Raw genomic sequence first — 25831 nt, 5'->3', positions numbered from 1 at the left:
ACCGTCGCCCTCCACGACTACGACCCCGGTCGGCAACTGTGTCAAAGGGTCGATCCACGGACCGCACCGGCCCGCGGCATGCGAAGAGCGCCCGCTCGGCGAGCAGGCGCTCCAGGCCCGATTACCGGATCACGGAGGGCCGGCCTTGTAGCCGACACCGCGGACCGTCAGCACGACCTCGGGGCGCTCCGGGTCGCGCTCCACCTTCGACCGCAGGCGCTGGACGTGCACGTTCACCAGGCGCGTGTCCGCGGCGTGTCGGTAGCCCCAGACCTGCTCCAGCAGGACCTCGCGGGTAAACACCTGGCGCGGCTTGCGGGCCAGCGCCACCAGCAGGTCGAACTCCAGCGGGGTCAGCGCGATCGGCTGGCCGTCCCTGGTCACCTCGTGGCCGGGCACGTCGATGGTCACGTCGCCGATGGTCAGCACCTCGGCCGGTTCCGCATCGGTGCGGCGCAGCCGCGCGCGCAGCCGGGCCACCAGCTCCTTCGGCTTGAACGGCTTGACCACGTAGTCGTCGGCGCCGGACTCCAGACCGAGCACCACGTCCACGGTGTCGCTCTTGGCGGTCAGCATCACGATCGGCACGACGGACTCGGTGCGGATGGCCTTGCAGACGTCGATGCCGTTCATACCCGGCAACATCAGGTCCAGCAGGACCAGGTCCGGCTTGAGTTCCCGCAGGGCAGGCATCGCCTTGGTGCCATCGCTGACGACGGCGGTCTCGAACCCCTCTCCCCGGAGCACGATGGTCAGCATTTCGGCCAGGGCCGGATCGTCGTCCACCACGAGCACGCGTGCCTTCATGTCCAACATGGTTGCACTTCTGCATCGGCTGCCGTGCACGCACCCGCAGATCGTCACCGCAGGTCGGACCGTTGATACCCGGAAAAGCCCAGCTCATACCGCTGAACGGAGCAGTGGCCGGGCGATCTGAGCCGCCCAGCCCGGCCCGCTGGTCAGGCGAGGACGTGTTCGTCGACGATCCCGGCGAAGTCGACCTGGCCGGAACCGTCCACCACCAGCCACGGCGACCACCAGTCGGCCGCCGCCAGCTGCGCGTAGACCTCGCCGCAGCGCTGCTGCAGTTCCGCGTCGGATTCGAAGTTGTCGCGCTGACGGTCCTCTTCGGTCCGTTCGCGGTGCTCGGCCCGGCGGGCCGCCACCTCGGTCGGAACCTGGAGCAGGATCTGCAGATCCGGCTTGGGCAGCGCGAAGCGCGACACCTCGAGCTCCTGGACCCAGGCGACGAAGTCGCCGCTGCTGTCCTGGTGGAGCCGGGCGGCGCCGTAGGCGGCGTTCGAGGCGACGTAGCGGTCGAGCAAAAGGACGTCGTGGGCGCGGAGGTCGTCGCGGAGCGCGGCTGCCGCGGAGCGGCGGTCGAGCGCGTTGAGCACGGCCATGCCGTAGACGGAGTCGCCGAGGTCGCCGTGGCCACCGCGCAGCGCCTCGCCGACGAGTTCACCGTGGACGTCCTCGGTGTAGCGCGGGAACGCGGCGCGCGCCACGGAGTGTCCGCGGGCGGTGAGCTCCGCAGTGATGCCGTTGGCGAACGTGCGCTTGCCCGCACCGTCCAAGCCCTCGATGACGATTAGTCGACCCACGGCATCGACGGTAGTCGAGCGCCGCGGACCTTCCGACGGCCTCCCCCGATCTGCTCCGCAGCGCGCGAATTCGCTTTGCTGCCAGCTGCTTCACCTGTATACAAGTTGCATGCAGAAGACCCACCCGTACCAGCTGACGGTGACGTGGACCGGCAACACCGGCGACGGCACTGCCTCCTACCGCGGGTACAGCCGTGAGCACGTGGTGGAGATCGACGGCAAGCCGCAGCTGACGGCTTCGGCCGATCCCGCATTCCGCGGCGACCCGAAACTGCCCAACCCGGAGGACTTCCTGGTCGCAGCGCTGTCCGAGTGCCACATGCTCTGGTACCTCGGGCTGTGCAGCGCTTCCGGCGTCGTGGTCACCTCCTACCGCGACGAAGTGAGCGCGACCATGGTCGAGGTGCCCGAAACCGGCGGCCACTTCACCAAAGTCGTGCTCCGCCCGAAGGTGGAAATCCCCGCCGCCGAGTGATCCGAGCGCCAGCCGGTCGGCCCGAGCCTCGGTCGGTTCGATCACTCCACTCGAGGACCGGCGTTCACGCAGGTCCTCCCCCCGTCCGCATGGCTCCGGTCGGCGCGAACTCCTCCGATCTCGGGACAGGACGTACGCCGCGCGATCAGAATCATCGGGGCAGAGGTCGCCAGACGTCGATCAACAGTGGAGAATCGATCACCGACCGGTGATCGCTACGACTCGGGAGGAACCAGTGCAAATCCCCGGGCCCGACACTCGCGTGGTCGAGCTGCGGGTGCACGGAATCCTCGGCGCCACCGGCGACGAGCTAACCGACTCCGTGGCTTCGGTAGACGTCGCCGGTGACGGCATCGGGCGGATCATGCGTCCGGCCGACCGGTTGCGCCGACCGGTGCCCGGACCGGTGCTGTCGACCGGAGACCGCTCGGTGCCCCGGATCGTCGAGGGCTACGTCTGGGGCAGCATGACCTCCGGCGGCCTGGCCAAGGCGACCTGGGCGCTGCTGTTCCCGTTCGCGCTGGCGAACATGGCGCACTGGATGCTGCCGCCGGTCCGCAGCGACAGCGCGCTCAGCCGCGGTCTCTCCACCATGTTGCGCGCCTTGCTGCGTCTGTCCGCGCTGCTGCTGACGATGTTGTTCGTCGCGCAGATCACCGTGGTCAGCCTCGACCTGGTGGCCGCGCAGTGCCTGAGCCCCGGTGCTCCTTGTCTCGAGTTCATCCCGAGCGCAGTCCGGTCCCTCGACGTGCTGCGCGCGTCGGTGGCGTTGCTGCCGGTCGTTCTCGTCATCCTCCTCATGCATCATCTGTCCACTGTGTCTTGGCAGGTCTCGGCACCGAAGACCGACAAGCCGCAGCACTCCGCGCGCGCCCCGATGCTGCCCGGCGCGAACGTCGTCGCCGACCCGGACACCCCCGCCTTGCGCGCCCTGCACGTGATCGCCGCACTGTCCACTGTGGCAATGCTCGCGCTCGGCGGGCCGTTCCTGACCACCGCGGACCCGCGGTGGATCCTGGCCGCCGCGCTGATCGGCATCTCCATGGTGGGCACGGTCGCCCTCGACGACCCCGCCCGGATGAAGCCGGACGGCAATGAGAAGGTGCTGCGGGGCCTGCTCGGTCGCACCCCTCGGCGCGCACTGATGACCGCCGCCGCGCTGCTGCTGTGCTCGGTCGCGCTGCTGCCCGGCCCGCTCAACGCGCAGCTGCCCGGCTCGGGCCCCACCATCGACGCGATCACCAGCGCACTGGTGGTCACCTGCATCGCCGTCGCGGTCCTGCTCACCCCGGCTACGCTGCTGGCGCGGTCCACCTGGAAGGCCTGCCCGCGACCGCTTCGCCCGTGGGCCGGCGGCTGGATGTCCGCGCCGGTGCTGATGTTCGCGTGCATGCTCGGCAACGGCTTCGGAGCCGGGCTCGCGTTCACCGTGTGCCAGACCCTCGTCGTCGACAACGCCCCCGACTCTCCGGGACCAACGCTCCCCGACGCGTTCGACGACGTCACAATCTTCTGGGGCGCCACCGCCGTGCTGCTGGCGATCGCCGCGGTCATCGGCATCCCGTTGCTGCTGCTGAAGCGGTGGCGGACCACCCGCACCGAAGGCGACAGTTCGATCCCGGACGAGATCGCCCTGCTGCACGCCGGTCGCCCGGAGGATCAACGCGCCGCCGCGAACGCCTGGAAGTGGGCCGACCTGCAGCGCCGCTACTCGCACATCGTCCTCCTCGTGATCGCCGGGGTGCTGGCGGTCAGCACCCCGTTGACGGTGGTGGCGCGAACCATGGAACTTCCGCCGCTGACCGATACGGGCTGGCTGGTCGGGATCGGGGTCGCGTCGCTGGCCGCGCTGGCGGTCGGCTTGCTGCGGATGGTCTTCCTCGCGGCCAACAAGCAGGACACCGCCCGCTACCTCGGCGTGCTCTGCGACCTCGTGCTGTTCTGGCCGCGCGAGGCACATCCCGTGGTTCCGCCGTGCTACGCGCTGAAGGTCATCCCCGAGCTGGCCGAACGCGCCACCGAGCACCTGGCCGACCCGAACACCCGCGTCGTGATCGTCGGGCACAGTCAGGGCAGCCTGCTCGCCGCCGTGGCGACCGCCCGACTGCTCGACTCGCTGCCCGAAGCCGACCGCGAACGCGTCGGACTGGTCACCGCGGGCTCCCAGCTGCAGTGGGCGTACCCGCGCGCCTTCCCCGGCGTCGTCCCGCACACGTCGCTGCGCGACCTGGCCGGCACGCTCGGCGGGCGCTGGCGCTCGCTGTGCCGCGGCACCGATCCGCTCGGCGGGGCGGTGACCACGTGGAACCGGCAGGTCTACGACGGCATGCTGATCGGCGTCGGGTTCCGCGCCGACGGCACCGAAGGTCCGCTGCCCGCCGCGACCCGCGGCCCCACCGGCGCCCTGGTCCTGGGCGGCGACCACTGGCTGCCCGATCCACAGCGCGGACCGTTCGCCTGCCGCCGCTGGGTGCCGGGCGTGCTGGGGCATACCGACTACCCCGGCGACCCCGAGTGGGACCGGGCGGTCGCGATGGCGGCTGGTCTGGAGACCCCGGTTCGCGGCGCCACGCTGCCGCTGCGCCCGCAGACCCCCACGCCAGCGCAGGCTCCGGCCGTGCCGAGCGCGCCGAAGACCCAGCACCTGACCGCGCAGGGCGGTGACGGCGGGTCCCTCACCGACTCCGTCGAGGAGCTGACCCACGCGCCGGAGGAGCCCGAGGACGCACCGGCGAACGAGGGCACACCGGTCACCGTGCCGGAGCAGCAGGACGTGAAGACCCGCCCCAAGCCCGCGGTGCTGCCCGAGATCACCGAGCCTCGCGGTCGCAGCGCACCGTGGGAGCGGGCGATGTCGCTGGGCAGCAGCGAGAACTGAGCTCCGCGCCCAACTCCGAACCGGTGGCGTGGTCCAGCACGCACCGCGCCACCGTTCTCTTTCATGCGCATCGGTGGACGCACGGTCGACGCTCTTCCACCACCGACCCGATGCGGAGCTGACGCTCCAGCACGTGCCATGCCGATAGTCGTTCGCCTGCTGGTTTCTGCCGTTTCGAGTTCCATGCAGTCCATGCTGCCGCGCTGACCAGCAAAGATCATCACCCGAGCAGGTGAACATACGTTCGAATACCTAGCAGCTCTCAAACCCATCGGCAGCGCTGGCGGCCCCAGCGCGCGAAAAAGCGCGGCGGCACCGCCCCAACGGGACGACGCCGCCGCGCCTCTTACCAGGAATTACTCGGCCGAACCGGAGCCTCGGGGCACCTCGCCACCGGCCGCGACGTCACCGGCCTGGGCCCGCTGCCCCAGCCGCGAGTGCTTGCGGCCGTACAGGAAGTAGATCACCACACCGGCCACCATCCAGACCACGAACCGGACCCAGGTCAGCGCGGTCAGGTTCAGCATCAGCCAGAGGCAGGAGATGATCGCCAGGATCGGCACCAGCGGCACCAGCGGGGCGCGGAAGCCGCGCGGCAGGTCGGGCCGGGTCCTGCGGAGCACGATCACGCCCAGCGAGACCAGCGCGAACGCGAACAGGGTGCCGACGTTGACCATCTCTTCGAGCTTGTCCGCCGGGAAGAAGCCAGCGGCCACCAGCACGACCACGCCGACCAGCAGGGTGGCGCGGGTCGGGGTGCCGCGCTTGGGGTCGGTCTTGGCCAGGCCGCGCGGCACCAGACCGTCGCGGGACATGGCGAACAGGACGCGGGTCTGGCCCAGCAGCAGCACCATGACCACACTGGTCAGACCGACCAGCGCACCGACCGCGATGATCGCGGCCGCCCAGTTGACCCCGTTCAGCGCGAAGGCGGTGGCCAGCGTGGACCGGTTGCCTTCCGCGTCGGTCGCCAGGTCGGTGTAGGGCACCATGCCGGTGACCACCAGCGCGACCGCGACGTAGAGCACGGTGACAATCACGAGGCTACCGAGGATGCCCCGCGGCGCGTTCTTCTGCGGGTTGCGGGTTTCCTCCGCGGTGGTCGCGACGATGTCGAAACCAATGAAGGCGAAGAACACCAGCGACGCACCGGCCAGCAGGCCGAAGAGGCCGTAGGTGCTGGTCTCACCGCCGAGGATGAGCGACAGCAGCGACTGCTCGATCTTCGGGGCGTCGGTGGCGGTGGCCTCGGAGGCCGGCGGGATGAACGGCGTGTAGTTCGCCGTGTTGACGTAGGCCAGGCCGACCACGATGACCAGCAGCACCACCGCGACCTTGATCAGCGTGATGACCAGGGTGACCCGGGCGGAGAGCTTGGTGCCCAGCGCCAGCAGGGTGCACAGGACGGCGGTCAGCAGCACCGCACCCCAGTCGAACTGGAGCCCGCCGCCGATCTCGAACGAGGTCGGCAGGTCGAATCCGCCGAGCTTGAACACTTCCTGGAGGTAGACCGACCAGCCTTTGGCCACCGCGGCCGCGGCGACCGCGAATTCGAGGATCAGGTCCCAGCCGATGATCCAGGCGACGAACTCGCCGAAGGTGGCGTAGGAGTAGGTGTAGGCGCTACCCGCGACCGGCACCGTGGAGGCGAACTCGGCGTAGCAGAGCGCTGCGAGACCGCACGCGACCGCGGCGAGCACGAACGCTACGGAAACGGAAGGGCCGGTCACATCACCGGCGGTCCTCGCGGCCAACGTGAAGATGCCGGCGCCGATGACCACGGAAACACCGAAGACGATCAGATCCCAGGTGCCGAGGTTCTTTCGAAGTTTGGTGTCCGGCTCGTCGGTGTCCAAGATCGATTGTTCGACCGACTTGGTACGCCACAGCCCAGTACCTGGCACTGTCGCCTCCTCAGTAATCCCAAATGGTGGGTCGCACCCTAACCCGGCAGTGTTGCGGGCGGAACTGGGCGCCTTTAGTCCTAACGCCCATTCGTTAACTCCTTGTGATGTGCACAACTTCGCGCCAGGGCGAAACAGGCCTGGTCAGCGGGTCAGCGTCCGCTCGAGGTCGGGTTCGAGGTAGATCAGCCGCGCTTCGGGAACCTTCGCGCGGACCCGCGCCTCCGCTTCGTCGATCTCGGCAGCGACCTCCGCCACAGACATCGAGGGGGTCATGCCGATCTTCGCGGCGACCAGGAGCTCCTCCGGTCCCAAATACTGGGAACGAATGTGAATGACCTTCTGCACGCTCCCTCGCTCCAGCTCACCGACGATCGCGGCCAGCACCTCGCGGTTCGCGCCCTCCCCGATGAGCAGGCTCTTGGTCTCGACGATCAGCACGATCGCGATTACCCCCAGCAGCGCCCCGATGCACGCAGTGCCGACACCGTCCCACACCGGATTGCCAGTGAGCGCGGTGAGACCGACACCGCACAGGGCCAGCGCCAGACCGATGAGCGCACCGAAGTCCTCCAAGAGGACCACCGGGAGTTCCGGGGTCTTGGCCTGCCGGACGAACTGCCACCAGCTCAGCTTCCCCTTGAGCTCGCGGGATTCCTTGATCGCGGTGACGAAGCTGTAGCTCTCCAGCCCGATCGCGACCACCAGGATCAGCACCGCGACCCAGATCGAGGTCAGCGGCTCGGGGTGCTGGATCTTGTGGATGCCCTCGTAGAGCGCGAACACCGAGCCCAGGCTGAACAGCAGCAGCGCGACCACGAACGAGTAGAAGAAGCGGTCACGGCCGTACCCGAACGGGTGCTCCTCGGTGGGCTTGCGCTGCGAGGTCTTCTGCCCGAGCAGCAGCAGGCCCTGGTTCGAGGTGTCGGCCAACGAGTGCACCGACTCCGCCAGCATCGACGAAGAACCGGTGAGCAGGAAGCCGGTGAACTTGGCGGCCGCGATGCCCGCGTTGGCGGTGAGCGCGGCCAAGATCGCCTTGGTTCCGCCGCTTGCTGACACGTTCTCTCCCGTGCGGTGCGCAGGTCGACCGGTCACCCGGTCAAGGACGGGAGGAATCTACCGGCCGACACCACGACCGGACTACAAGTTCGAGAACTCGGCCGGATGTTGCCCCGTTCGTACTGCGCGCAGGCTCAGAACGCCCCGGCCGCGGCGCGAAACACCTGCGCCCGGCCGCCGTCGTCGAGCTCGGCGGGACGCACCTGCACCGCCGGGTCGGACGCCGCGAGCCACACCGACTGACCGCGTTCCAACCGCAGCTCGCGCGGCAGCGATCCGTTGTGCGTGCTGCTGGTCAGCCGGATGCTGCCCTTGGTGCACAGCAGGATCTGCGGGCCCGGCGAATCCAGGTGCACGACACCGGATTCGGCCGGCGTCCAGTCCAACCTGGAGAGTTCGAACTCGTCGGCCGGAGTCCGGTACGCGGTCAGGTTGGCGTCCAGCGACTCGCCCTTGAGCACCCGCATGTCCCCACAGGCGAAGTCCAGCACCCGCAGCAGTTCCGGGACGTCGACGTGCTTGGGGGTCAGACCGCAGCGCAGGATGTTGTCGGAGTTGGCCAGGATCTCGATGCCGGTGCCGTTGAGGTAGGCGTGCAGGTTCCCGGCGGGCAGGAAGATCGCTTCGCCGGGCTGCAGCACGATGCGGTTGAGCAGCAGGCTGGCCAGCACACCGGCGTCGTGCGGGTAGGCCTCGCCGAGCTCCAGCACCGTCCGGCACTCGAGGGCGAACTCGCCGTGCCCCCGAACGTGCTCGACGCACGCTTCCAGCAGCTCCGGCAGCACCTCGCGAAGGTAGGTCTCCGGCAGCGTGATCCAGGTGGTAAACAGCGCGCGGAGACCGTCGGCGTCGGGCTGCGCGGCGAGCAGTTCTCGGTGCGCGCGCAGGCTCGACACCGCCAGCTCGTCCAGCAGCCGGACCGTGCGCTGGGCCTCGCGGAACCCGGCCAGCGCGTGGAACTCAGTCAAGGCGCAGATCAGCTCGGGCTTGGCGGTGGGATCCGGGTAGTTGCGGTTGGGCGCGTTGCGCGCGATGCCCGCCTGCTCCTCCATCCGGAAGCCCTCCGCGGCCTGCTCGGCCGACGGGTGCGCCTGCAGGCTCAGCGGTTCGTCCGCGGCGAGCACCTTGAGCAGGAACGGCAGCTGTCCGCCCCAGCGCTGCACGCACACCGGCCCCAGGTGGTGCGCCGGGTCGTTTTCCAGCAGGGACAGCAGGGACACCTCGTCGCCGTCGGACCGGACCACGCGCGACGGGTCGCCGGGGTGCGCGCCCATCCACAGCTCGGCTTCCGGGTGCGGGGTTGGGACGGGCCGACCGAGCAGATCAGCAAGAGCGGTACGCGAGCCCCACGCATAGGGGCGCACCGCGTTCCGCAGTAGCTCCACAGTCGTTTCTCGCTTCCTCGTCTTCGCGCCTGCTCGTCCGCAGCGCCCAGCACAGCACACGCGTTGGACCGCCGGGCGGCATCGGGGCATTCCCCTGAAACTTCCCTCAGTGCATCGCCAGCGCCGGCCACCCCGGACCGTTCAGCGTGCCCGCCGCCAGTCCTAGGTAGACGGCGGCCAGGTCGAATCGGGCGGCCAGCGTCGCGGATCGCAGCACCGCGTCGTCGCGCACCGATTCACCTGGGCTGATCAAGTCCGCGCCGGGCAGGTCCCGCATCGCGCCCCGCTCCTGGGCCTCCCCCTGCGCGTCGTATCGCGCGCTGACCAGGAACACGCGCAGGGCGGCGCCCGGGTTGTCCCCGGGGTCGGCGAACAGGTCCGCTTCGGAGCCGACCGAGGAGGCGGCCCGGTGCAGCGCGTGCTCTGCCACGGCCTGCTGGTAGTCGGCCACGTGGCAAGGCGTTGCGGCGTGGGCACCGAGTGCGAACGCCCCGTGCGTCGCAACCGCAGTGGACACCCGGTCCAAGCCCCACAGCAGCGGTGCGCGGTCGGCCAACCGCAGGGCCAGCGACTTCGCGGGGTTGGTCAGCGCGTCCTGGTTCGGGTGCGCGTGCTCGGCCTCCTTGTCCAGCTCGTCGGCCAACTGCTCGGCGTCGAAGCGAACCAGGTCGAGCGCGCGGAAAGCGTTGAGGCCGACCGCGAACGCGTGCGCGAAGGACAGCGCTGGCGGCACCGGAATGCGCGGCGGCAGGACCTTCGCACGGCCTGCGCCAGCAGCGGCGACCGGGCCGTCCGACGGGACCGCCAGCACGACCGTCGCACCGCGGCGGCAGGCCGTCGACACCGATTCGGCCAGCACCGCGTCGCCGACGTCGTCGCTGTGCGCGAACACCACGTCGAGCGCGCCGATCCAGGCCGGGATGGAGTCGGTGACCACCACCGGAACCGGGCAGCGCGGCCCCGCCAGAGCGGCCAGCAGCTGGCAGACGCCGAGCCCCACGCCGGGACGCGTCAGCAGCACGATCGCGCGGGGACGGCCGTCGGCCAGGTCGTCCATGCCCACCTCGGTCGCGGTCTCAGCCGCGGCGCGGACCTGCGCGCCGGACAGGGCCGCGAGGCGCAGCAGACCGCCGGCATCCGCGTCGACCAGCCGAGCGGGATCGTCGAAGAGAGTGTCGTCGAGCACCGGGCCTCACCCCTCCCCGGAAGGCGCCGGTCCCCCGACGGCTTCTTCCAGCAGCAGCACCGGAATTCCGTCCCGCACCGGGAAGGCCCGACCGCAGGAGGTGCAGGTCAGGTAGTCGGCCTGGGGATCATCGGCCAGCCCCGGCCGGAGCTGGGCGTGCTGCGGGCACGGGCAAGCCAGGATCTCCAGCAACTGCGGTTCCAGGTCAACGGCCACTTTTCCTCCCCAAACTCGCCCGCGCACACAGCGCGGGCTTGCGCTCCGGCCTCTCGCGGCCGAACTTCACCCTCGGACGACCGCAAGCACCTCGTCGCGCAGCGCGGCCATCGCGTCAGTGTCCCTCGCCTCCACGTTGAGCCGGAGCAGCGGTTCGGTGTTGGACGGGCGTAGGTTGAACCAGGAACCGTCCGACAACTCCACGGTAAGCCCGTCGAGCTCGTCCACACGAGCACCCGACCGGTCGCCGAAGGCGGCCGCCACCGCGCGCATCCGGCCCTGCTGGTCCTCGACGGTCGAGTTGATCTCGCCGGAGGCGGCGTAGCGCGAGTAGTCGGCCATCAGCTCCGACAGCGGCAGGTCCTGACCGCCCAGCGCGGCCAGCACGTGCAGCGCGGCCAGCATGCCGGAGTCGGCGCGCCAGAAGTCGCGGAAGTAGTAGTGCGCGGAGTGCTCGCCGCCGAAGATCGCCCCGGTCTCGGCCATCGTCTGCTTGATGAACGAGTGGCCGACGCGGGTGCGCACCGGCTTGCCGCCGTGCTCGGCGACGATCTCGGGCACCGCCTTGGAGGTGATCAGGTTGTGGATGATCGTCCCACCCGGCTCCTTGGCCAGCTCGCGGACGGCGACCAGCGCGGTGATCGCGCTCGGCGCGACCGGTTCGGCGCGCTCGTCGACCACGAAGCAGCGGTCGGCGTCGCCGTCGAAGGCCAGCCCGGCGTCGGCGCCGACCTCGCGGACCTTGGCCTGCAGGTCGACCAGGTTTGCCGGGTCCAGCGGGTTGGCCTCGTGGTTGGGGAAGTTTCCGTCGAGCTCGAAGTACATCGGGATCAGCTCGACCGGCAGCCCGTCGAAGACGGTCGGCACGGTGTGCCCACCCATCCCGTTGCCAGCGTCCACCACGATCTTCAGCGGGCGGATGCCGCTGACGTCGACCAGTTCGCGCAGGAAGGCGGAGTACTCGGCGGTCATCTCGCGGCTGCTGGTGCTGCCCTTGGCGCCGAGGAACTCGGGCACGCCGTGGGCGACCAGCTCCTGGATCTCGGACAGACCGCTGTCCTGGCCGACCGGGGCCGCACCGGCCCGGCAGAGCTTGATGCCGTTGTACTGGGCCGGGTTGTGACTCGCGGTGAACATCGCGCCCGGCAGCTCCAGCCGGCCGGAGGCGAAGTAAAGCATATCGGTGCTGGCCAGGCCGATGTTGATCACATCGACGCCCTGGCCGGTGACGCCTTCGGCGAAGGCCTCGGCCAGACCCGGCGAGGAATCCCGCATGTCGTGCCCGATGACCACGGCCGGACCACCCACCAGACGAGTGAAGGCTGCGCCGATCTCCCGCACCGCGTCAGCGTCGAGGCCATCCCCGACCACCCCGCGGATGTCGTACGCCTTGACGATCCCCGACAGGTCTCGCACGCTGTACCCTCCCCGATTCCACGCCAGACATGACGTGGTTGGCAGCCTACCGGCGAACGATCGGACGTTGGCGTCCGCTGGATGCACGCGAGCTGTTCGTCACGATCAGTTCACTCATCGATCGGATCGGGCAATGCTCGCAAATGCCCGCGACGGCTACCGCTGGGGCCGGCTCCCTGGGCTTCCACCGGCCGGTCCGGCCGCCCGGCTTCCCGGACCGCCTCGGCCAGCGCGGTCAGGTCGTCGTCGGAGGGTTCCGGCGGGGCGAACTCGCCCTCGTGCCGCACGACCTCCCAGCCCTTCGGCACGGTGAGCCGCAGCGCGTGGGCTTCGCAAAGGTCGTAGCTGTGCGGTTCGGCGTAAGTGGCCAGCGGGCCGACGACCGCGGTGGAGTCCGCATAGGCATAAGTGAGCGTGGCGACGGCCGGGTTGAGACACCCGGTCCGCGAGCACCGCCTCACGCTCCGCACGACACGCACGATAGCGCGCCCGCTCCGATGCGCGGTGAAGGCACGCGGAAACCGATGTTGAACGAACCCGTCAGACCGAGGTCAGTGCAGGTCAGGGCGGCGCGGACCGAGTTCCAAAGCCGGGCGTTTCGCCTGGTCGATCACTCCGCGCACCGCGGAACGACCAGTTCCGCGCGCTGGCGCGCCCGCGCGGGCGGAATTCCACCCGATGCTCGTCCCGGCTCCGGGTGCGGAAGGCGTACCCTCAGCGCGTGGTGACCGCACGTGGATCTCGGCGCCGTATCCGCTTCCGGCGGGACCGGCGTGGCCGCGGCCTGCGAGGACCGCTGTACCCGTCCTCGGTCCCGGTGTCGCGCAGCCGTTCGCAGCGCTTCGACGCGCTGGTGCTGGAGGCGTTGGAGCCGATCGAGCAGCGCTGGCACGCCGAGCTGACGCAGCTGGACGTCGCCGTCGACGAGGTGCCGGAGATCACCAGCACCGCTCCCGAGAAGGTCGTGTGGGACGACGACGTGGTGGTGGACTCCAACGTTCCGCTCGCCCGGCTGGTCCCGGCCGGAGTGGACCGGCGCGGACTGCCCACGCGCGCGCGGATCGTGCTGTACCGGCGACCGCTGGAAGCGCGAGCGCGCGACGGCACGGACATGGCGGACCTGCTGCACGACGTGCTGGTCGAGCAGGTCGCCACCTACCTCGGTCTGGACCCGGACGTCATCGAAGGGCAGTGACCAGCGCGTCCAGCGCTGCCGCATACCTGTGCTCGGGTGGCGTGGCGTAGCCGACGACGACACCGTCAGCCGCGGGCATCGACGCATCGGGGTGGCGGAAGAAGTCGAGCCCGTCCAACGCGATGCCGCGTTGGACGGCGGCTGCGACGGTGGCCAGCTCGGTGCCGGGTCGCAGGCGGAGCACGGCGTGCAGCCCTGCGGCGATGCCGGTGGCGGTGATGTGCGGAGCGTGCTCGGCCAGTGCCGCGATCAGCTGGTCCCGGCGGCGTCGGTAGCGCTGCCGCATGCGGCGGACGTGGCGGTCGTAGTGCCCGGACTCGATGAAGTCGGCCAGCGCCAGCTGGTCCAGGACGCTCGTCCAGCGCTCCCGCAGCCCCTTCGCCGCCAGCACCTCGTCCACCAGGCGTTCGGGCAGCACCATCCAGCCGAGGCGCACCGCCGGCGACAGGCTCTTGCTCACCGATCCGAGGTAGATCACGCGCTCCGGGTCGAGGCCTTGCACCGCTCCCACCGGCTCCCGGTCGTAGCGGAACTCGCCGTCGTAGTCGTCCTCCAGGACCAGCCCGCCGCTGGACCGCGCCCAATCCACGGCTGCGGTACGGCGTTCGGGGTGCAGCGGTCCGCCGGTCGGGAACTGGTGGGCGGGCGTGAGCAGCGCGGCGCGCATTCGCGAGTCCAGTTCATCGGTCCGGGCACCGTGCTCGTCGAGGCCGAGCGGGATCGTGCGAACCCCGACGTCGGCCAGCAGCTGGCGGTGGAAGGGCAGGCCGTAGGACTCGACAGCGAGCGGGCCGTGCAGGACTCCGCCGAACAGCAGCTCCAGGGCGTGGGCGAACCCGGAGCCGACCACGATCCGCTCCGGTTCGGCGCGCACCCCGCGAACTCTCGCCAGGTAGTCGGCCAGTGCGCGGCGCAGTTCCAGCCTGCCGTGCGGGTCACCGGGGCCGAAGGCCTCGTTGGGTGCCGCGTTGAGGGCTCGGCGTGCTGAGGCCGACCAGGAAGCTCGTGGGAAGGAGGAGCTGTCCGGCTGTCCTTGTCGCAGGTAGTGGACCGGTGCCGGGCGTTGCATCCGCCGGGCCGGACGGCTAGAGCGGAGGGGTTCGACGCGATGCGCGACGCGGGTCCCCGAGCCCTGGTGGGCGGTGAGCCATCCCTCGGCGATCAGATCGGCGTAAGCAGCAGCGACGGTGTTGCGGGCCAATCCCAGATCCGCCGCCAGCGATCGGTACGGCGGGAGGCGCGTGCCCGACAGCAGCCTTCCCGCCCTGATCGCGTCGCGCAGCGCAGCGGTGAGCACCGCCCTCTTGCTCCCCGGCCCGGACAGGTCGAGGTGAAGGTCGCTGCCGGTCACCGCCGCCGAATTGGCCCAAGATTTTGCCACGGAATTGCACTCTAAGACCGGTCGATGTGCGCCGTAGCGTCGAACGCATGACGAACCAGAACCGAATCGAATTCGCCAAGACCGCTCCCAAGGCGCTCCGAGCCCAGATCAACCTCGAAGCCGCGGCCAGCGAAGGACTCGACCCGGTGCTGGGCGAACTGGTGCGAATCCGCGCGTCCCAGCTCAACGGGTGCGCGTACTGCCTGCACATGCACACCAACGACGCCCGCAAGGCCGGTGAGGACGAGAACCGGCTGCACATGGTCGGGGGTGTGGCGCGAAGCGTCGAGCTTCTTCACCGAGCGGGAGCTCGCGGCGCTGGAGCTGACCGAGGCCGTCACACTGATCTCCGACCGCGGCGTGCCCGACGAGGTCTACGCCCGAGCCGCCGAGCAGTTCGAGCCGGCGGAGCTGGCGAGCCTGCTGGCGCTGATCCTCAGCATCAACACCTGGAACCGCATCGCGCTCGCCACGGGCAAGACCCCCGGCACCGACGAACGCGGCATCTGAACCCCGACGCGATTTCAATGGAAATCGGACGTCTGATTTCCATTGAAATCGCGGAAGTTCTCCACAGGACCCGGCACCTGTCCACCCTCCGGTGCGTCGGGGCCCGACACACCGCAGGACCACAGTTTCAATTGAAACTGTGGTCCCGCTGCTTTCGGCGTTCGGACCTTTGCGGTGATCAGGGTCGGGAGTCGGGTTTGCGGCGGCGGCTGGGGATCGCCGCGACGAGGGTGAACAGGACCACCGCGGCTTGGAGCGACAGCAGGGCTTTGCGGGGCAGTTCGGTGAATCCGACCTGGACCTCGGTCGCCTTTTCCGGCAGCGGGATCGCGACCTGGTGGCCCCAGGCCTTGGTCAGGGGGAGGTCCATTCCGTCGATTCGCGCGTACCAGCCGGGTTCGTTCTCCGCTCCGAGGACCAGTGCGCGTCCGGCTCCGCCTTCGGAGACTCGGACGGTGAAGCTCGGCAGTTGTGCGGCGACCGGTAGCGGGCGGGCTTCGGGAGTCGGTTCCGGTTCGGTCTGCGCCTGGCGCGCCAGGTCGGGGCCGACCAGCTTGACCGGCGAGCTCGGCAGCAGCAGGTGCAGGACTTGGCTGCCGTCCGGGAGCCGCTCCTGCTCGTTCACCAGACCGTGGCCGAGCTCCAGCACCTGGGAATCGTCCGGTACGACGACGAACTCCGCGCCTCGAGCCGCCACCGCGGCCAGCGCCCCCCGCACCCGATCGGGATCGGTGGATCGCAGATCGCTGTCGACCTGGCGCAGCCAGTCAGCAGCGGTTCCGGCCGGGGCAAGATCGTCGTCACCGAAGTGCGGACCGGAACCGGTCACCAGTCGCGCGGGCTGCTGTCCCGAGTCGAGCACCAGTCGCGTTCCGGTCGGCCCGGGCAGCGGCTGCTGGGGGCCGAGCGGACCGCTAATCGCCGCGAAAGCAGAGCTGACCACCAGTCCGAGCACCACGACTCCCAACGCGGCGAGACCGAACTCCGGCCGCACTGCGGGGAACTTCGCGGGCAACTTCAGCCGTCCGGCCTGCAGCACGATCCAGCTGCACCCGACCGCGACGAGCACCAGCGGCCCGCCCGTCCAGCCGACGGTCGCGATGCCACCGCTGATCGGCTCGGCCACCGAACCATCCACCGCGGCCGCCAGCAACCAGCCGAAAACCGCGACCCCGACGGCAGGCAGCATCCGCTTGTCCCAAGCGAACGCGAGCACCACCACGGCGGCCAGGACGAACAGCACTCCGGGCACGCTCGCCGCAGAACCGTCCGGGCTCAACGTCAACAACCACGCGCCAGCGGGCTGCTCCACCACTCGAGCACCGAGCCCGTGCAGCAGCACCTCCGGATCTTTCAGCAGCACCACGGGCCACGGCAGCAAACAGGCAACAGAAAGCAGCACCACCGCGGCCAGCCCGGCCACCCGGTGTTGGCTGCGCGCGTTCTCCCCCGGCAGCAGGACGTGCGCGAGCAGCGCAAGCACGATCAACGCCAAGTGCAGCAGCGAGGAAAACGCGCCGAGCAGCGCCAGCCCCAGCGCGGTCAGGCAGACCGTGCTCAGCCACTCCTGATCGGAACGCCGCATCACCGCAGCGATCCCGGCGAGCAGCGGCGGCACCATGATGTGCGCGACGACCACGTCCAAACGCCCTTGCCCCGCCGACAGCAAAGCCGCCGGCAGCACGGCGTACGCACCCGCAACGATCGCACGGCGCAGCGGCGAGACCGGAAGCGCCCGAGTCGCGAAGTAAGCACTCAACCCCGCGAGCGGAGCCCCGAACAGCAGCAGTATCGACACCACCACCGACGGTCCACCTAGGACACTGCCGAGCAGCGCGAGCACCAACAGCGAAGGCGACGCCGGAGAACCCGTGCCGCCGTCGACCGGATGCCACGCGGCCAAGTAGTCCCGCCAGGTCGTACCGAGGTCAGCCACCGGAAGCAGTCGCCCACCTGCCAAACCGGATCCGAGCCGCCCGGCGATCAATGCGTTGATCAGTGCGAACAGCAGCAGCGCAGCGATGAGCACGAAGAGCGGGGACGACAGCAGCCGCAGCACCCTGCCACGGCTGACGAAACCTCCGCGGGCCTTGTCCCGCGGCGAAGGCGAAGGTCGACGTTCCAGTCGCTCGAAGACGTCGCGTCGGATGATCTTGCCCGGCTCCACCTCGGCAGCGGTCGGATCGTCCCCGGCCGCCGTCAGCAGTTCGGCCAGCTGGTCCGGCTTCGGCGCGGAATCGCCGTCCAGCAACCACAACCAGCGCCCGGGGTCGGCCCATCGCCGCTTCCCGAGCGCCACGGCATCCGCGACTGCGGTGGCGAAGGAGGTGTCCCGCGGCAACGTCAGCACGTCGTCGACGACTTGGTCCGCGCGCGCCTGCTCCAGCAGTTCCGCACTGCGGTCGGCCGAACCGGTGTCCACCGCGAGCACGCGGCGCGGTCTTTCGGACTGCTCACCGAGCGCGGCGAGCACTTCCGGCAGCCACGCTTCGCCGTCCCGACACACCAACACCGCCAGCACCGGCGCGCTCAAAGTCTTCCTCCTGCCGAGCAGATCCACCACCGCACGAACGGTAATGCACCAGCAGCGGAAGAAAACCCGCCGAAATGACCTGATTCAGACGTAATCGGCGGGCAGCGACCTCAAACCGCGCGGCGCTTGAGCTTGCGGCGCTCCCTTTCGGACAGTCCGCCCCAAATGCCGAAGCGCTCGTCGTGCTGCAACGCGTACTCCAAGCACTCGGAACGCACCTCGCAGCCCTGGCAGATCCGTTTCGCCTCCCGCGTGGAACCGCCCTTCTCCGGGAAGAACGCTTCCGGATCGGTCTGCGCGCAGAGCGCCCGTTCCTGCCATTCCTGCTCTTCTTCGGACATTTCGAACAGTTCGGCAAGAACGTCGAATTCCGCGACGACGGGTGCGTCCCCACGCTCCGCCAAGCGGCTGTCTCCTGATTCCCACATCGTTGGACTTCCCCCGATTTCTCCCGATCCCGCCGGCCCTCCCCAGGGCCGGAACAGGACGCACTCCTGCTCACGGGTGGTCTGGTCCCTCACCAGGACCTCGCAACTCCGACGGCGGCGCCGTCGCCGACCGGATGCGCCGCTCACCCTCTCTCCGCCAGCGGCACCTCGATCGACCCCGTGCCCGACCAGGTCTCCCGCACCTGGTCGTCCCGCTGTCGCGATCTCCCCTCCCGAGGAATGATCATTTCAACGGTGAATGACACTGCTGTGATTACACCCGTGTAGCTCCTTGCGGTCAAGCGGAGACCATCCGTAGGGGGACACCCGGACAGCGCCACCGCACCACCACCGAGCTCCGCTGAACGCGCGCTTTCGGCGCAGCGCCAGTACTCCGTCCGCCGGAATCGATCCCCCGCACGGAGTCCCGAGATCATGCATACCACTACGCGATCACTCGTGCCCCTGCCTCGTGGCCGCTCAGTTCGTGGACACTGGGGTCGTGAAGAGCTCCACGACCGGCGTCAGCCCCCTGTTCCTGGCGTTCCTCGGACTGACCGTGCTGGGCGGCGTGCTGGCCACCTTCGACGGGAACCTCGCGCGGACCACCGGCGTTCTGCTGCTCGTGCTCGGCGGCTGGACGACGTCGCTGTGCCTGCACGAGTTCGGGCACGCGGTCACCGCGTTCCGCGGCGGGGACCTCTCGGTGCGCTCGAAGGGCTACCTGACGCTGGACCCGCGGCGCTACACCGATCCGATCCTGAGCATCGTGCTGCCGCTGATCTTCGTGGCGCTCGGCGGGATCCCGCTGCCCGGCGGCGCGGTGTGGATCAACCACCACGCGCTGCGCTCACGCCGCACCGAGTCGATGGTGTCGCTGGCCGGGCCGCTGACGAACTTGGTGTTGGGTCTGCTGATCGCCACGGCGGTCGCCGCGGTGCCGATGCCGATGGGGCTGGCCGCGGGCCTGTCGTACCTGGCCTTCCTGCAGGTGATCGCGTTCGTGCTGAACATCCTTCCGATCCCCGGCCTGGACGGATACGGCGCGATCGAGCCGTACCTGTCCGCCCCGGCTCGGCAGTTCGGCGAGAAGGCGCGGCCGTGGGCGCCGCTGGTGCTGTTCCTGCTGCTGATCGGGGTTCCGTTCGTCGGCCGGATGTTCTTCCAGCTCGCCTACTTCGTGTTCGGCCTGGTAGGCGGTGACACGACGTTGACGATGCTCGGACAGGCGATCTTCCGCAGCGTGTTCGGGTTCTGAGGTTCCGCGCCCTCCTGGCGCGGGCGCCGTGCGAGGATCGGAACCGTGAAGGTCGTAGTTCTGGTCGGTGGAGTCGGTGGCGCGCGGTTCCTGCTCGGGGTGAAGGCAGCACTGGGCCTGCCCGCCGTTGGCGAGCCGCAGCAGCAGTCCGAGCACGAGGTCACCGCGGTGGTCAACGTGGGCGATGACGTGTGGATGCACGGGTTGCGGGTGTGCCCGGACCTGGACACCTGCATGTACACCCTCGGCGGTGGTATCGACGAGGCGAAGGGCTGGGGGCGGGTCGACGAGTCCTGGTCGGTCAAGGAGGAGCTGGCCGCCTACGGCGCCGAACCGAGCTGGTTCGGGCTCGGCGACCGGGACATCGCCACCCACCTGGTGCGCTCGCGGATGCTGCGCGCGGGTTATTCGCTGTCGGCGGTCACCGAGGCGCTGTGCGACCGGTGGCGGCCGGGCGTCGGCCTGCTGCCAGTGACCGACGAGCGGGTGGAGACCCACGTCGCCATCGACGATCCGGAGACCGGCGAGCAGCGGGCCGTGCACTTCCAGGAGTGGTGGGTGCGGCACCGCGCGGAGCCGAAGGCGCACGCGATCGTGCCAGTCGGGGCGGACGAGGCGAAGCCGACGCCGGCGGTGCTGGACGCGCTGCAGCAGGCCGACGTGGTGCTGATGGCGCCGTCGAACCCGGTGGTCAGCATTGGAACTCTACTGGCGGTGCCGGGTTTCCGCACCGCGCTGCGGGAAACCTCGGCACCGGTCGTGGGCCTGTCCCCGATCGTCGGCGGCCGACCGCTGCGCGGCATGGCCGACGCTTGCCTGACCGCGATCGGGGTGGAGAGCACCGCCGAGGCGGTCGGTCGGCACTACGGCTCGCGGCAGGATTCCGACGGAGTCCTCGACGGATGGCTGGTGCACACCGGTGACTCCGCCGAGATCCCAGGGGTGAAGGTGCGCTCGGTGCCGCTGCTGATGTCCGATGTGGACGCCACCGCCGCGATGGCGCAGGCGGCGTTCGACTTGGCGCGGGAGGCGCGATGAAGGACCACGCGGCGGCAGGCGGGTTGCAGGTCTTCGCGGTTCCCGGCCTGCCGGAGTTCGGCCCCGGCGACGACCTGGCGGCGTCGATCTCGGCGGCCGCCCCGTGGCTCAGCGACGGCGACGTCGTGGTGGTCACCAGCAAGGTGGTGTCCAAGGTCGAGGACCGGATGGTCGCCGCCCCGCTCGACCCGCAGCTGCGCGACGAGCTGCGCCGCGAGCTGGTGCTGTCCGAGGCCACGCACGTGGTGGCCCGGCGGGGCCGGACGCTGATCACCCAGAACAAGCTCGGCATCGTGCAGGCGGCCTCCGGCATCGACGCCTCCAACGTGCCGCAGGACCAGATCGCGCTGTTGCCGGAAGACCCGGACGCCTCCGCGCGCCGTTTGCGGGCCGGGCTCGCCGAGCGGCTCGGGATGCAGGTCGGCGTGGTCGTGACCGACACGATGGGCCGCGCCTGGCGGATCGGGCAGACCGACGTGGCGATCGGTTCGGCCGGTGTCGGCGTGCTGCACGACTACGCGGGCAGCACGGATTCGCAGGGCAACGCGCTGGCCGTCACGCTGGTCGCGGTGGCCGACGAGATCGCTGCCGCCGCGGACCTGGTCAAGGGCAAGCTGGGCGCGGTCCCGGTCGCCGTGGTGCGCGGTCTGACCACTGTGGACGACGGTTCGACCGCGCGGGACCTCGTGCGCACGGTCGACGAGGACCTCTTCTCCATGGGCACGGCCGAAGCGTTGGCGCAGGGCCGCCGCGAGGCGGTGCTGATGCGCCGCTCGATGAGGCAGTTCGCGGACGCCCCGGTGGACGAGGACGCGGTGCGCCGCGCGGTCGGCTCGGCCCTGACCGCGCCCGCCCCGCACCACACCCGCCCGGTCCGCTTCGTGTGGCTGCGCGATCGACCGCTGCGGTCGAAGCTGCTGGACGCCATGCGCACGGCTTGGCTGGACGACCTGCGCGCCGACAGCATGCCGGAGGAAGCGGCCCAGCGGCGCGTGAACCGGGGCAACCTGCTTTACGCCGCCCCGGAGCTGGTACTGCCGTTCCTGGTCCGCGAAGGTGCGCACGACTACCCCGACGAACGGCGCGGGGACGCGGAACGCCAGATGTTCACCGTCGCCGGCGGCGCTGCGGTGCAGGGACTGCTGGTGTCGCTGGCGGCCGAGGAGCTCGGCTCGTGCTGGGTGTCCTCGACGATGTTCTGCCCGGACGTGGTGCGCGCGACGCTGGACCTGCCCGACTCCTGGGAACCGCTCGGCGCCGTCGCGGTCGGCCACCCGGCCGAGCCGGTCGCCGGACCGCGCGAACCCCGCGACCTCGACGACGGATTGGTGGAGCTGTGAGCGGACCTCAGGCCGACGCGCTGCGCGTGCTCGGCGACTGGCGCCCGACCGACCCGCAGCAGGAAGCGCTGCGGCACGCCTTCCTGACCTTATTGGACGCCCGGGCTGACAGTTGCCTGCGCGCCTGCGAGCCGGGGCACGTCACGGCCTCGGCGGTGCTGCTCGACGCGGCCGGCGAGAACGTGCTGCTGACGCTGCACCCGCGCGTGGGTACGTGGTTGCAGCTGGGCGGTCACTGCGAGCCGGAGGACACCACCCTGGCCGGGGCGGCGTTGCGCGAAGCCACCGAGGAGTCCGGTGTGGACGGTCTGGTGGTGGACCCGGAACCCGTGCACCTCGACGTGCACCCGATCACCTGCTCGCTGGGCAAACCGACCCGCCACTTCGACGTCCGCTTCGTCGTTCGCGCCCCGGAGGGAGCGGAGCCGACCCGCAGCGACGAGTCCCTCGACCTCCGCTGGTGGCCGGTGGACGCCCTCCCGGACAACACCGACATCGGTCCCCTGATCACCGCCGCACGTCAGCGGGTCTGATCACGCGCCTCACATCACGCGGTAGTCGCGGACGGGCATCCTCGGGCCGTGACGGGGGCGGGTTGCTCCTGCTGCGCTGAGGTAGCGGACCGCTCGGTGGCGGTGGCCTTCATAAGGGGCGAGGGCTTCGAGCATGCCTTCGTCGTCGAGCGGGCGGCCCGCCAACGCCAGCCCGACGATCGTCGGCAGGTGGTAGTCGCCGACGCTCACCGCGTCCGGGTCGCCCCAGGCCCGCTGCGCGATCTCCGCGGCCGTCCACGGGCCGATTCCCGGCACCTTCTGCAGGAGGTCGCGCCCTTCGACGCCGCGCAGCTCGGCCGCGCGCTCCAACCTCGCTGCCACCGATGCCGCGGCGAGCAGCGTTCGTCTGCGGGCTCCGTCGATGCCCGCGCGATGCCATTCCCAGTCCCGGATGCCGCGCAGCTGCAAGGGATCCGGCGCGACCCACAGCTTCTCGACCGGTCCTGGTGCGCGGCTGCCGAAGCGCCAGCACAGCTCTCGCCAGGAGCGCCACGCTTCCCGGTTGGTGACCTTCTGCTCCAGGACCGCGGCGACCAGCACGTCCCACACCCGACCGGACGCGCACAGCCGCACCCCGTGCGAGGCCTTCCGCCCCCGCTCCACGACGTCGTGCAACGCGACGAATCCGCTGGCGTCGTCCGACTCGCCGAGCAGGTTCGGGATGTCGTCGAGCACCAGCTGCGCGCCATGTCCCCACGCCGCGGCGTCGACTTCTCCGGCGCTGTTCTTCCGCAGCCGCAACGTCGTCGGGCCAGACGGTGTCGTGGTGCCCCACCACACCGCACCCGAGGGATCGACCCGCGTGGTGGGGTCGCCGCTACCTCGGCGCAGCGGAGCGAGCACCCGGGGCAGATCCACCGGGTACGGCGGGGACCAGATCCTGGTCAGAGCGTCAGTCATCGCCTTCCGAGGGTATGCCGACCACCTCCGACGACGTCGTGGGTCCGGGTCAGCAGTCGGCGGAGAAGCGGACTCCGTGCTCGGGCAGGTTCACGCCCGGCCACACGCGGACGCCGTCGAGCAGCTCGCAGCCCGCGCCGATGTGCGCATCATCACCGATGATCACGCCCCGCAGCACCGCACCGGCGCCGATCGTCGCGCCCGCGCCGATCACGCTGCGCTCGATCACCGCGTCCTCGGCCACGCGGACCCCGTCGAACAGCACCGACTCCACGACACTGGCGCCGCTCTCGATGACGCAGTCAGCACCGATCGAGCTGCCGCCGCTGACCTGGGCACCAACGTCGACCGACGTGCCGTCGAGGCATAACGCCTCGCCGTGTTCCCCCGGCAACGCGTTCGTCGGCGCAACACCCAGCACCAGGTCCGCCGAGCCGCGGACGAACGCCTGCGGGGTGCCCATGTCCAGCCAGTACGAGGTGTCGACGTGGCCCTGCACACGTGCACCCGAGGCGAGCAGTTCTGGGAACGTCTCGCGCTCCACCGACACCGGCCGCCCGGCCGGGATCCGGTCGATCACCTCGCGGCGGAACACGTAGCAACCGGCGTTGATCTGGTCCACCGGCGGGTTCTCGGTCTTCTCCAGGAACGCGGTGACCCGCCCGTCCGGATCGGTCGGCACGCAGCCGAACCGGCTCGGATCGTCCACCTTGACCAGGTGCAGCGTCACGTCCGCTGCGGTGCTGCGGTGGGTGTCGATCAGCTCGTTGAGGTCCACTCCGGACAGGATGTCGCCGTTGAACACCAGCACGTCGTCGGCGCTGAGCCGGTCCGACACGTTGCGGATCGCCCCTGCGGTGTCCAGCGGCTCCGGCTCGACCACGTACTCCAGCCGCAGGCCGAGGTCGGAACCGTCGCCGAAGTGCTCGGCGAACACCTCCGCCTTGTAGGAGGTGCCGAGCACCACGTGCTCGATGCCGGCGGCCCGGATCCGGGACAGCAGGTGGCGCAGGAAGGGCACCCCGGCCGTGGGCAGCATCGGCTTCGGCGCCGACAGGGTCAGCGGGCGTAGTCGCACGCCCCGCCCGCCCACCAGCACGACGGCCTCCGCCGTCGACGACGCGGCCCGGTCCCGATCATCCGCGGACATCGGCGTAGCTCCTCCTCTACCTGACGGACTTCCCTGACGAAAACCCATTGGGGGGAATACTCTGGCAGGAGCAACGGCATAATGAACACCGGGCCCGTCCCCGCACGGCTCGACGCCCGCCCCGGCGGACCACCGACTGCGAACGACTGAGAGGGCAGCCCATGGACCCGCGCCTCCGAGCCGACGAAGCGCTTGCTCGCGCGCGGGCACGCGACGCGTTCGTCGTCACGCCCGACAACGCCATCTCGCCGATGGACGCCGCGAACACCGTGCGCATCCCGCGCGACGTGGTCGATCACGTCGATCCCGCAGACACCACGCAGGAACTCCCCTCATCCGGCCAGCAGGCCGCCCCGCAACGGCAGCAGGCCGCCCCGCAACAGGGCTGGCCGACCGAGGACTACGGGACGGGGCAGCAGAACCTGCCGCCGAACCCGTACCACTCGCAGCGCGGCCCAAACGAGTTCGGACCGCTCGGTTCGCAGCCCGGTCAGCAGTACCCCCAGTACTGACCACCTGGCTGATCAGCGGGTTTCGATGCGGGCCCGGAGGGCCAGCGCCGTGCGCAGCGCGAGCCGCAGGGGCGCCCAGAGCGGGCCCGGGTGGCGGTCGGCGAGGTAGCGGTAGGCGCTGCGGTGATGCTCCACGAGCATCCGCTTGGCCGCCTTCGACGTGGAGCGGCCACCGATGTGCATGACCTCGGCTTCCGGCACGTAGATGTTCAGCCAGCCCTTGCGGCGCAACCGGTCGCCCAGGTCGACGTCTTCGAAGTACATGAAGTAGCGCGGGTCGAAGCCGTCGATGGAGTCGAACGCCTCGCGACGCAGCAGCAGGCACGAGCCGGACAGCCAACCCGCCGGGCGTTCGGTGATCTCCGCCTCGGACTGCTGGTAGGCGCGCGTCCACGGGTTGTTCGGCCACACCTTGGCGAACACCGCGTGCCCGGCCCCGCGCCCGATCGAGGGCAGCATCCGGGCCGACGGGTAGACCTCGCCGTTGGGTTCCCGGATCAGCGGGCCGAAGGATCCCCCGCGCGGCCAGCGCTTCGACGCGGCCAGCAGCTCGTCGAGCGCCCCCGGCTGCCACTCCAGGTCGGGGTTGGCGATGACGACCCAGCCGTACTCCTCGCTCAGCGCGGCCACGCCGCGGTTGCCGCCTCCGCCGTAGCCGAGGTTGCCGCCGGTGGGCACGAACTCGACGTCGGCGCGCTCAGCAGCAGCACGCTCGGGTTCGCCGTCGGTGGAGCCGTTGTCGGCGAGGATCACCCGGACCGACCGGTCCGTCGCCTGCTGCAAGGTGTCCAGGAACCGGTCCAGCGTCTCGCCCGGCGAGTAGGTCACGGTGACAACGGCGAGCTCGTCGCCGTAGGTGCGCGTGTCGGTCACGCCATCACATTCTGCCGAACCGCCCCGAGCGCG

At 70.2% G+C, this 25831-nt stretch carries 24 protein-coding genes and 1 pseudogene; 10 read left to right on the top strand and 15 right to left on the bottom strand.

The features are described 5' to 3' along the window. Positions 1 to 129: 129 nt before the first annotated feature. Together mtrA and ACWCO2_RS30030 are read right to left on the bottom strand one after the other, a co-directional pair. Positions 130 to 807 (bottom strand): MtrAB system response regulator MtrA, encoded by a 678-nt coding sequence (gene mtrA / locus ACWCO2_RS30035; protein WP_270953475.1) that lies wholly within the window; start codon positions 805 to 807, stop codon positions 130 to 132. 152 nt (positions 808 to 959) lie between these two features. Further along, on the bottom strand, positions 960 to 1604 hold the full coding sequence (locus ACWCO2_RS30030) for a dTMP kinase (protein WP_450131153.1): 645 nt from the start codon (positions 1602 to 1604) through the stop codon (positions 960 to 962). 109 nt (positions 1605 to 1713) lie between these two features. On the opposite strand from ACWCO2_RS30030, the gene ACWCO2_RS30025 reads away from it, so the two are divergent. Together ACWCO2_RS30025 and ACWCO2_RS30020 are read left to right on the top strand one after the other, a co-directional pair. Further along, on the top strand, positions 1714 to 2079 hold the full coding sequence (locus tag ACWCO2_RS30025; protein ID WP_450131152.1) for an OsmC family protein: 366 nt from the start codon (positions 1714 to 1716) through the stop codon (positions 2077 to 2079). A gap of 235 nt (positions 2080 to 2314) precedes the next feature. After that, positions 2315 to 4957, top strand: a complete 2643-nt coding sequence (locus ACWCO2_RS30020) for a hypothetical protein (protein ID WP_450131151.1) — start codon at positions 2315 to 2317, stop codon at positions 4955 to 4957. A gap of 356 nt (positions 4958 to 5313) precedes the next feature. Here the strand turns inward: ACWCO2_RS30020 and ACWCO2_RS30015 are convergent, their stop codons facing one another. The 7 genes from ACWCO2_RS30015 to ACWCO2_RS29985 form a co-directional block, all read right to left on the bottom strand. Next, entirely contained in the window at positions 5314 to 6861 is a 1548-nt protein-coding gene (locus ACWCO2_RS30015; RefSeq protein ID WP_450131150.1) for an amino acid permease, read from the bottom strand. Between the two features lie 144 nt (positions 6862 to 7005). After that, positions 7006 to 7923 carry a cation diffusion facilitator family transporter gene (locus tag ACWCO2_RS30010; RefSeq protein WP_450131149.1) on the bottom strand — a complete coding sequence of 306 codons (918 nt, stop codon included), beginning with the start codon at positions 7921 to 7923 and terminating at the stop codon, positions 7006 to 7008. Positions 7924 to 8057: 134 nt separating this feature from the next. Then, positions 8058 to 9308: a mannose-6-phosphate isomerase, class I gene (gene manA / locus ACWCO2_RS30005; RefSeq protein ID WP_450131148.1), complete on the bottom strand. Its 1251-nt coding sequence runs from the start codon at positions 9306 to 9308 to the stop codon at positions 8058 to 8060. Positions 9309 to 9414: 106 nt separating this feature from the next. Continuing rightward, entirely contained in the window at positions 9415 to 10494 is a 1080-nt protein-coding gene (locus ACWCO2_RS30000) for a hypothetical protein (protein WP_450131147.1), read from the bottom strand. 6 nt (positions 10495 to 10500) lie between these two features. Then, complete coding sequence (locus tag ACWCO2_RS29995; RefSeq protein ID WP_270953466.1) at positions 10501 to 10710, bottom strand: Trm112 family protein; 210 nt, start codon at positions 10708 to 10710, stop codon at positions 10501 to 10503. Between the two features lie 66 nt (positions 10711 to 10776). Next, a complete protein-coding gene (locus tag ACWCO2_RS29990; protein ID WP_450131146.1) occupies positions 10777 to 12126 on the bottom strand; it encodes a phosphomannomutase/phosphoglucomutase in 1350 nt (449 codons plus the stop codon). A gap of 110 nt (positions 12127 to 12236) precedes the next feature. After that, complete coding sequence (locus tag ACWCO2_RS29985; RefSeq protein WP_450131145.1) at positions 12237 to 12596, bottom strand: DUF3499 domain-containing protein; 360 nt, start codon at positions 12594 to 12596, stop codon at positions 12237 to 12239. Between the two features lie 251 nt (positions 12597 to 12847). Between ACWCO2_RS29985 and ACWCO2_RS29980 the strand changes: the two genes are divergently transcribed. After that, entirely contained in the window at positions 12848 to 13321 is a 474-nt protein-coding gene (locus tag ACWCO2_RS29980; RefSeq protein WP_450131144.1) for a metallopeptidase family protein, read from the top strand. Here ACWCO2_RS29980 and pdxR read toward each other — a convergent pair. Then, complete coding sequence (gene pdxR, locus ACWCO2_RS29975; RefSeq protein WP_450131143.1) at positions 13305 to 14702, bottom strand: MocR-like pyridoxine biosynthesis transcription factor PdxR; 1398 nt, start codon at positions 14700 to 14702, stop codon at positions 13305 to 13307. The genes ACWCO2_RS29980 and pdxR overlap by 17 nt on opposite strands. A gap of 47 nt (positions 14703 to 14749) precedes the next feature. Here pdxR and ACWCO2_RS29970 point away from each other — a divergent pair. Together ACWCO2_RS29970 and ACWCO2_RS29965 are read left to right on the top strand one after the other, a co-directional pair. Next, positions 14750 to 14923, top strand: a pseudogene (locus tag ACWCO2_RS29970) (carboxymuconolactone decarboxylase family protein); the annotation flags it as partial. Positions 14924 to 14972: 49 nt separating this feature from the next. Further along, positions 14973 to 15212, top strand: coding sequence for a hypothetical protein (locus tag ACWCO2_RS29965; RefSeq protein ID WP_450131142.1), 240 nt, complete (start codon positions 14973 to 14975; stop codon positions 15210 to 15212). Between the two features lie 178 nt (positions 15213 to 15390). Here ACWCO2_RS29965 and ACWCO2_RS29960 read toward each other — a convergent pair whose 3' ends face one another. Both ACWCO2_RS29960 and ACWCO2_RS29955 read right to left on the bottom strand, forming a co-directional pair. Then, positions 15391 to 17775, bottom strand: coding sequence for a glycosyltransferase family 2 protein (locus tag ACWCO2_RS29960; RefSeq protein WP_450131141.1), 2385 nt, complete (start codon positions 17773 to 17775; stop codon positions 15391 to 15393). A gap of 80 nt (positions 17776 to 17855) precedes the next feature. Then, on the bottom strand, positions 17856 to 18086 hold the full coding sequence (locus ACWCO2_RS29955) for a WhiB family transcriptional regulator (protein ID WP_170210513.1): 231 nt from the start codon (positions 18084 to 18086) through the stop codon (positions 17856 to 17858). A 589-nt stretch (positions 18087 to 18675) separates the two neighbouring features. On the opposite strand from ACWCO2_RS29955, the gene ACWCO2_RS29950 reads away from it, so the two are divergent. From ACWCO2_RS29950 to ACWCO2_RS29935, 4 genes are read left to right on the top strand one after another with little or no spacing between them, the layout of a single operon-like run. Further along, on the top strand, positions 18676 to 19431 hold the full coding sequence (locus tag ACWCO2_RS29950) for a site-2 protease family protein (protein WP_450131140.1): 756 nt from the start codon (positions 18676 to 18678) through the stop codon (positions 19429 to 19431). A 45-nt stretch (positions 19432 to 19476) separates the two neighbouring features. Next, on the top strand, positions 19477 to 20469 hold the full coding sequence (cofD, locus tag ACWCO2_RS29945; protein WP_450131139.1) for a 2-phospho-L-lactate transferase: 993 nt from the start codon (positions 19477 to 19479) through the stop codon (positions 20467 to 20469). Continuing rightward, positions 20466 to 21809 carry a coenzyme F420-0:L-glutamate ligase gene (locus tag ACWCO2_RS29940; protein WP_450131138.1) on the top strand — a complete coding sequence of 448 codons (1344 nt, stop codon included), beginning with the start codon at positions 20466 to 20468 and terminating at the stop codon, positions 21807 to 21809. Before cofD ends, ACWCO2_RS29940 begins: the two co-directional genes overlap by 4 nt. Further along, the gene (locus ACWCO2_RS29935; protein WP_450131137.1) at positions 21806 to 22342 is read left to right on the top strand and encodes an NUDIX hydrolase; all 537 of its coding nucleotides are present in this window, start codon (positions 21806 to 21808) and stop codon (positions 22340 to 22342) included. The genes ACWCO2_RS29940 and ACWCO2_RS29935 overlap by 4 nt, the downstream gene beginning before the upstream one ends. Before the next feature lie 9 nt (positions 22343 to 22351). On the opposite strand, the gene ACWCO2_RS29930 is transcribed toward ACWCO2_RS29935, so the two are convergent. Beyond that, complete coding sequence (locus tag ACWCO2_RS29930; protein ID WP_450131136.1) at positions 22352 to 23263, bottom strand: DNA-3-methyladenine glycosylase family protein; 912 nt, start codon at positions 23261 to 23263, stop codon at positions 22352 to 22354. Between the two features lie 49 nt (positions 23264 to 23312). Beyond that, positions 23313 to 24413: a sugar phosphate nucleotidyltransferase gene (locus ACWCO2_RS29925; protein WP_450131135.1), complete on the bottom strand. Its 1101-nt coding sequence runs from the start codon at positions 24411 to 24413 to the stop codon at positions 23313 to 23315. Positions 24414 to 24574: 161 nt separating this feature from the next. Between ACWCO2_RS29925 and ACWCO2_RS29920 the strand changes: the two genes are divergently transcribed. Next, complete coding sequence (locus tag ACWCO2_RS29920; protein WP_450131134.1) at positions 24575 to 24925, top strand: hypothetical protein; 351 nt, start codon at positions 24575 to 24577, stop codon at positions 24923 to 24925. Between the two features lie 12 nt (positions 24926 to 24937). On the opposite strand, the gene ACWCO2_RS29915 is transcribed toward ACWCO2_RS29920, so the two are convergent. Beyond that, a complete protein-coding gene (locus tag ACWCO2_RS29915) occupies positions 24938 to 25798 on the bottom strand; it encodes a glycosyltransferase family 2 protein (protein WP_450131133.1) in 861 nt (286 codons plus the stop codon). Positions 25799 to 25831 lie beyond the last annotated feature (33 nt).

It is taken from the genome of Saccharopolyspora sp. NPDC002376, assembly GCF_053593195.1.
This window is presented reverse-complemented; position numbering and strand designations above follow the sequence as displayed.

Bases quoted from the DNA above. Each gene is read 5' to 3' on its own strand.
- ACWCO2_RS30025 (WP_450131152.1), top strand. From the start codon at position 1,714: ATGCAGAAGACCCACCCGTACCAGCTGACGGTGACGTGGACCGGCAAC.
- ACWCO2_RS29920 (WP_450131134.1), top strand. From the start codon at position 24,575: ATGGACCCGCGCCTCCGAGCCGACGAAGCGCTTGCTCGCGCGCGGGCA.
- ACWCO2_RS29930 (WP_450131136.1), bottom strand. From the start codon at position 23,263: ATGACTGACGCTCTGACCAGGATCTGGTCCCCGCCGTACCCGGTGGAT.
- ACWCO2_RS29955 (WP_170210513.1), bottom strand. From the start codon at position 18,086: ATGTCCGAAGAAGAGCAGGAATGGCAGGAACGGGCGCTCTGCGCGCAG.
- ACWCO2_RS29940 (WP_450131138.1), top strand. From the start codon at position 20,466: ATGAAGGACCACGCGGCGGCAGGCGGGTTGCAGGTCTTCGCGGTTCCC.
- ACWCO2_RS29925 (WP_450131135.1), bottom strand. From the start codon at position 24,413: ATGTCCGCGGATGATCGGGACCGGGCCGCGTCGTCGACGGCGGAGGCC.
- mtrA (WP_270953475.1), bottom strand. From the start codon at position 807: ATGAAGGCACGCGTGCTCGTGGTGGACGACGATCCGGCCCTGGCCGAA.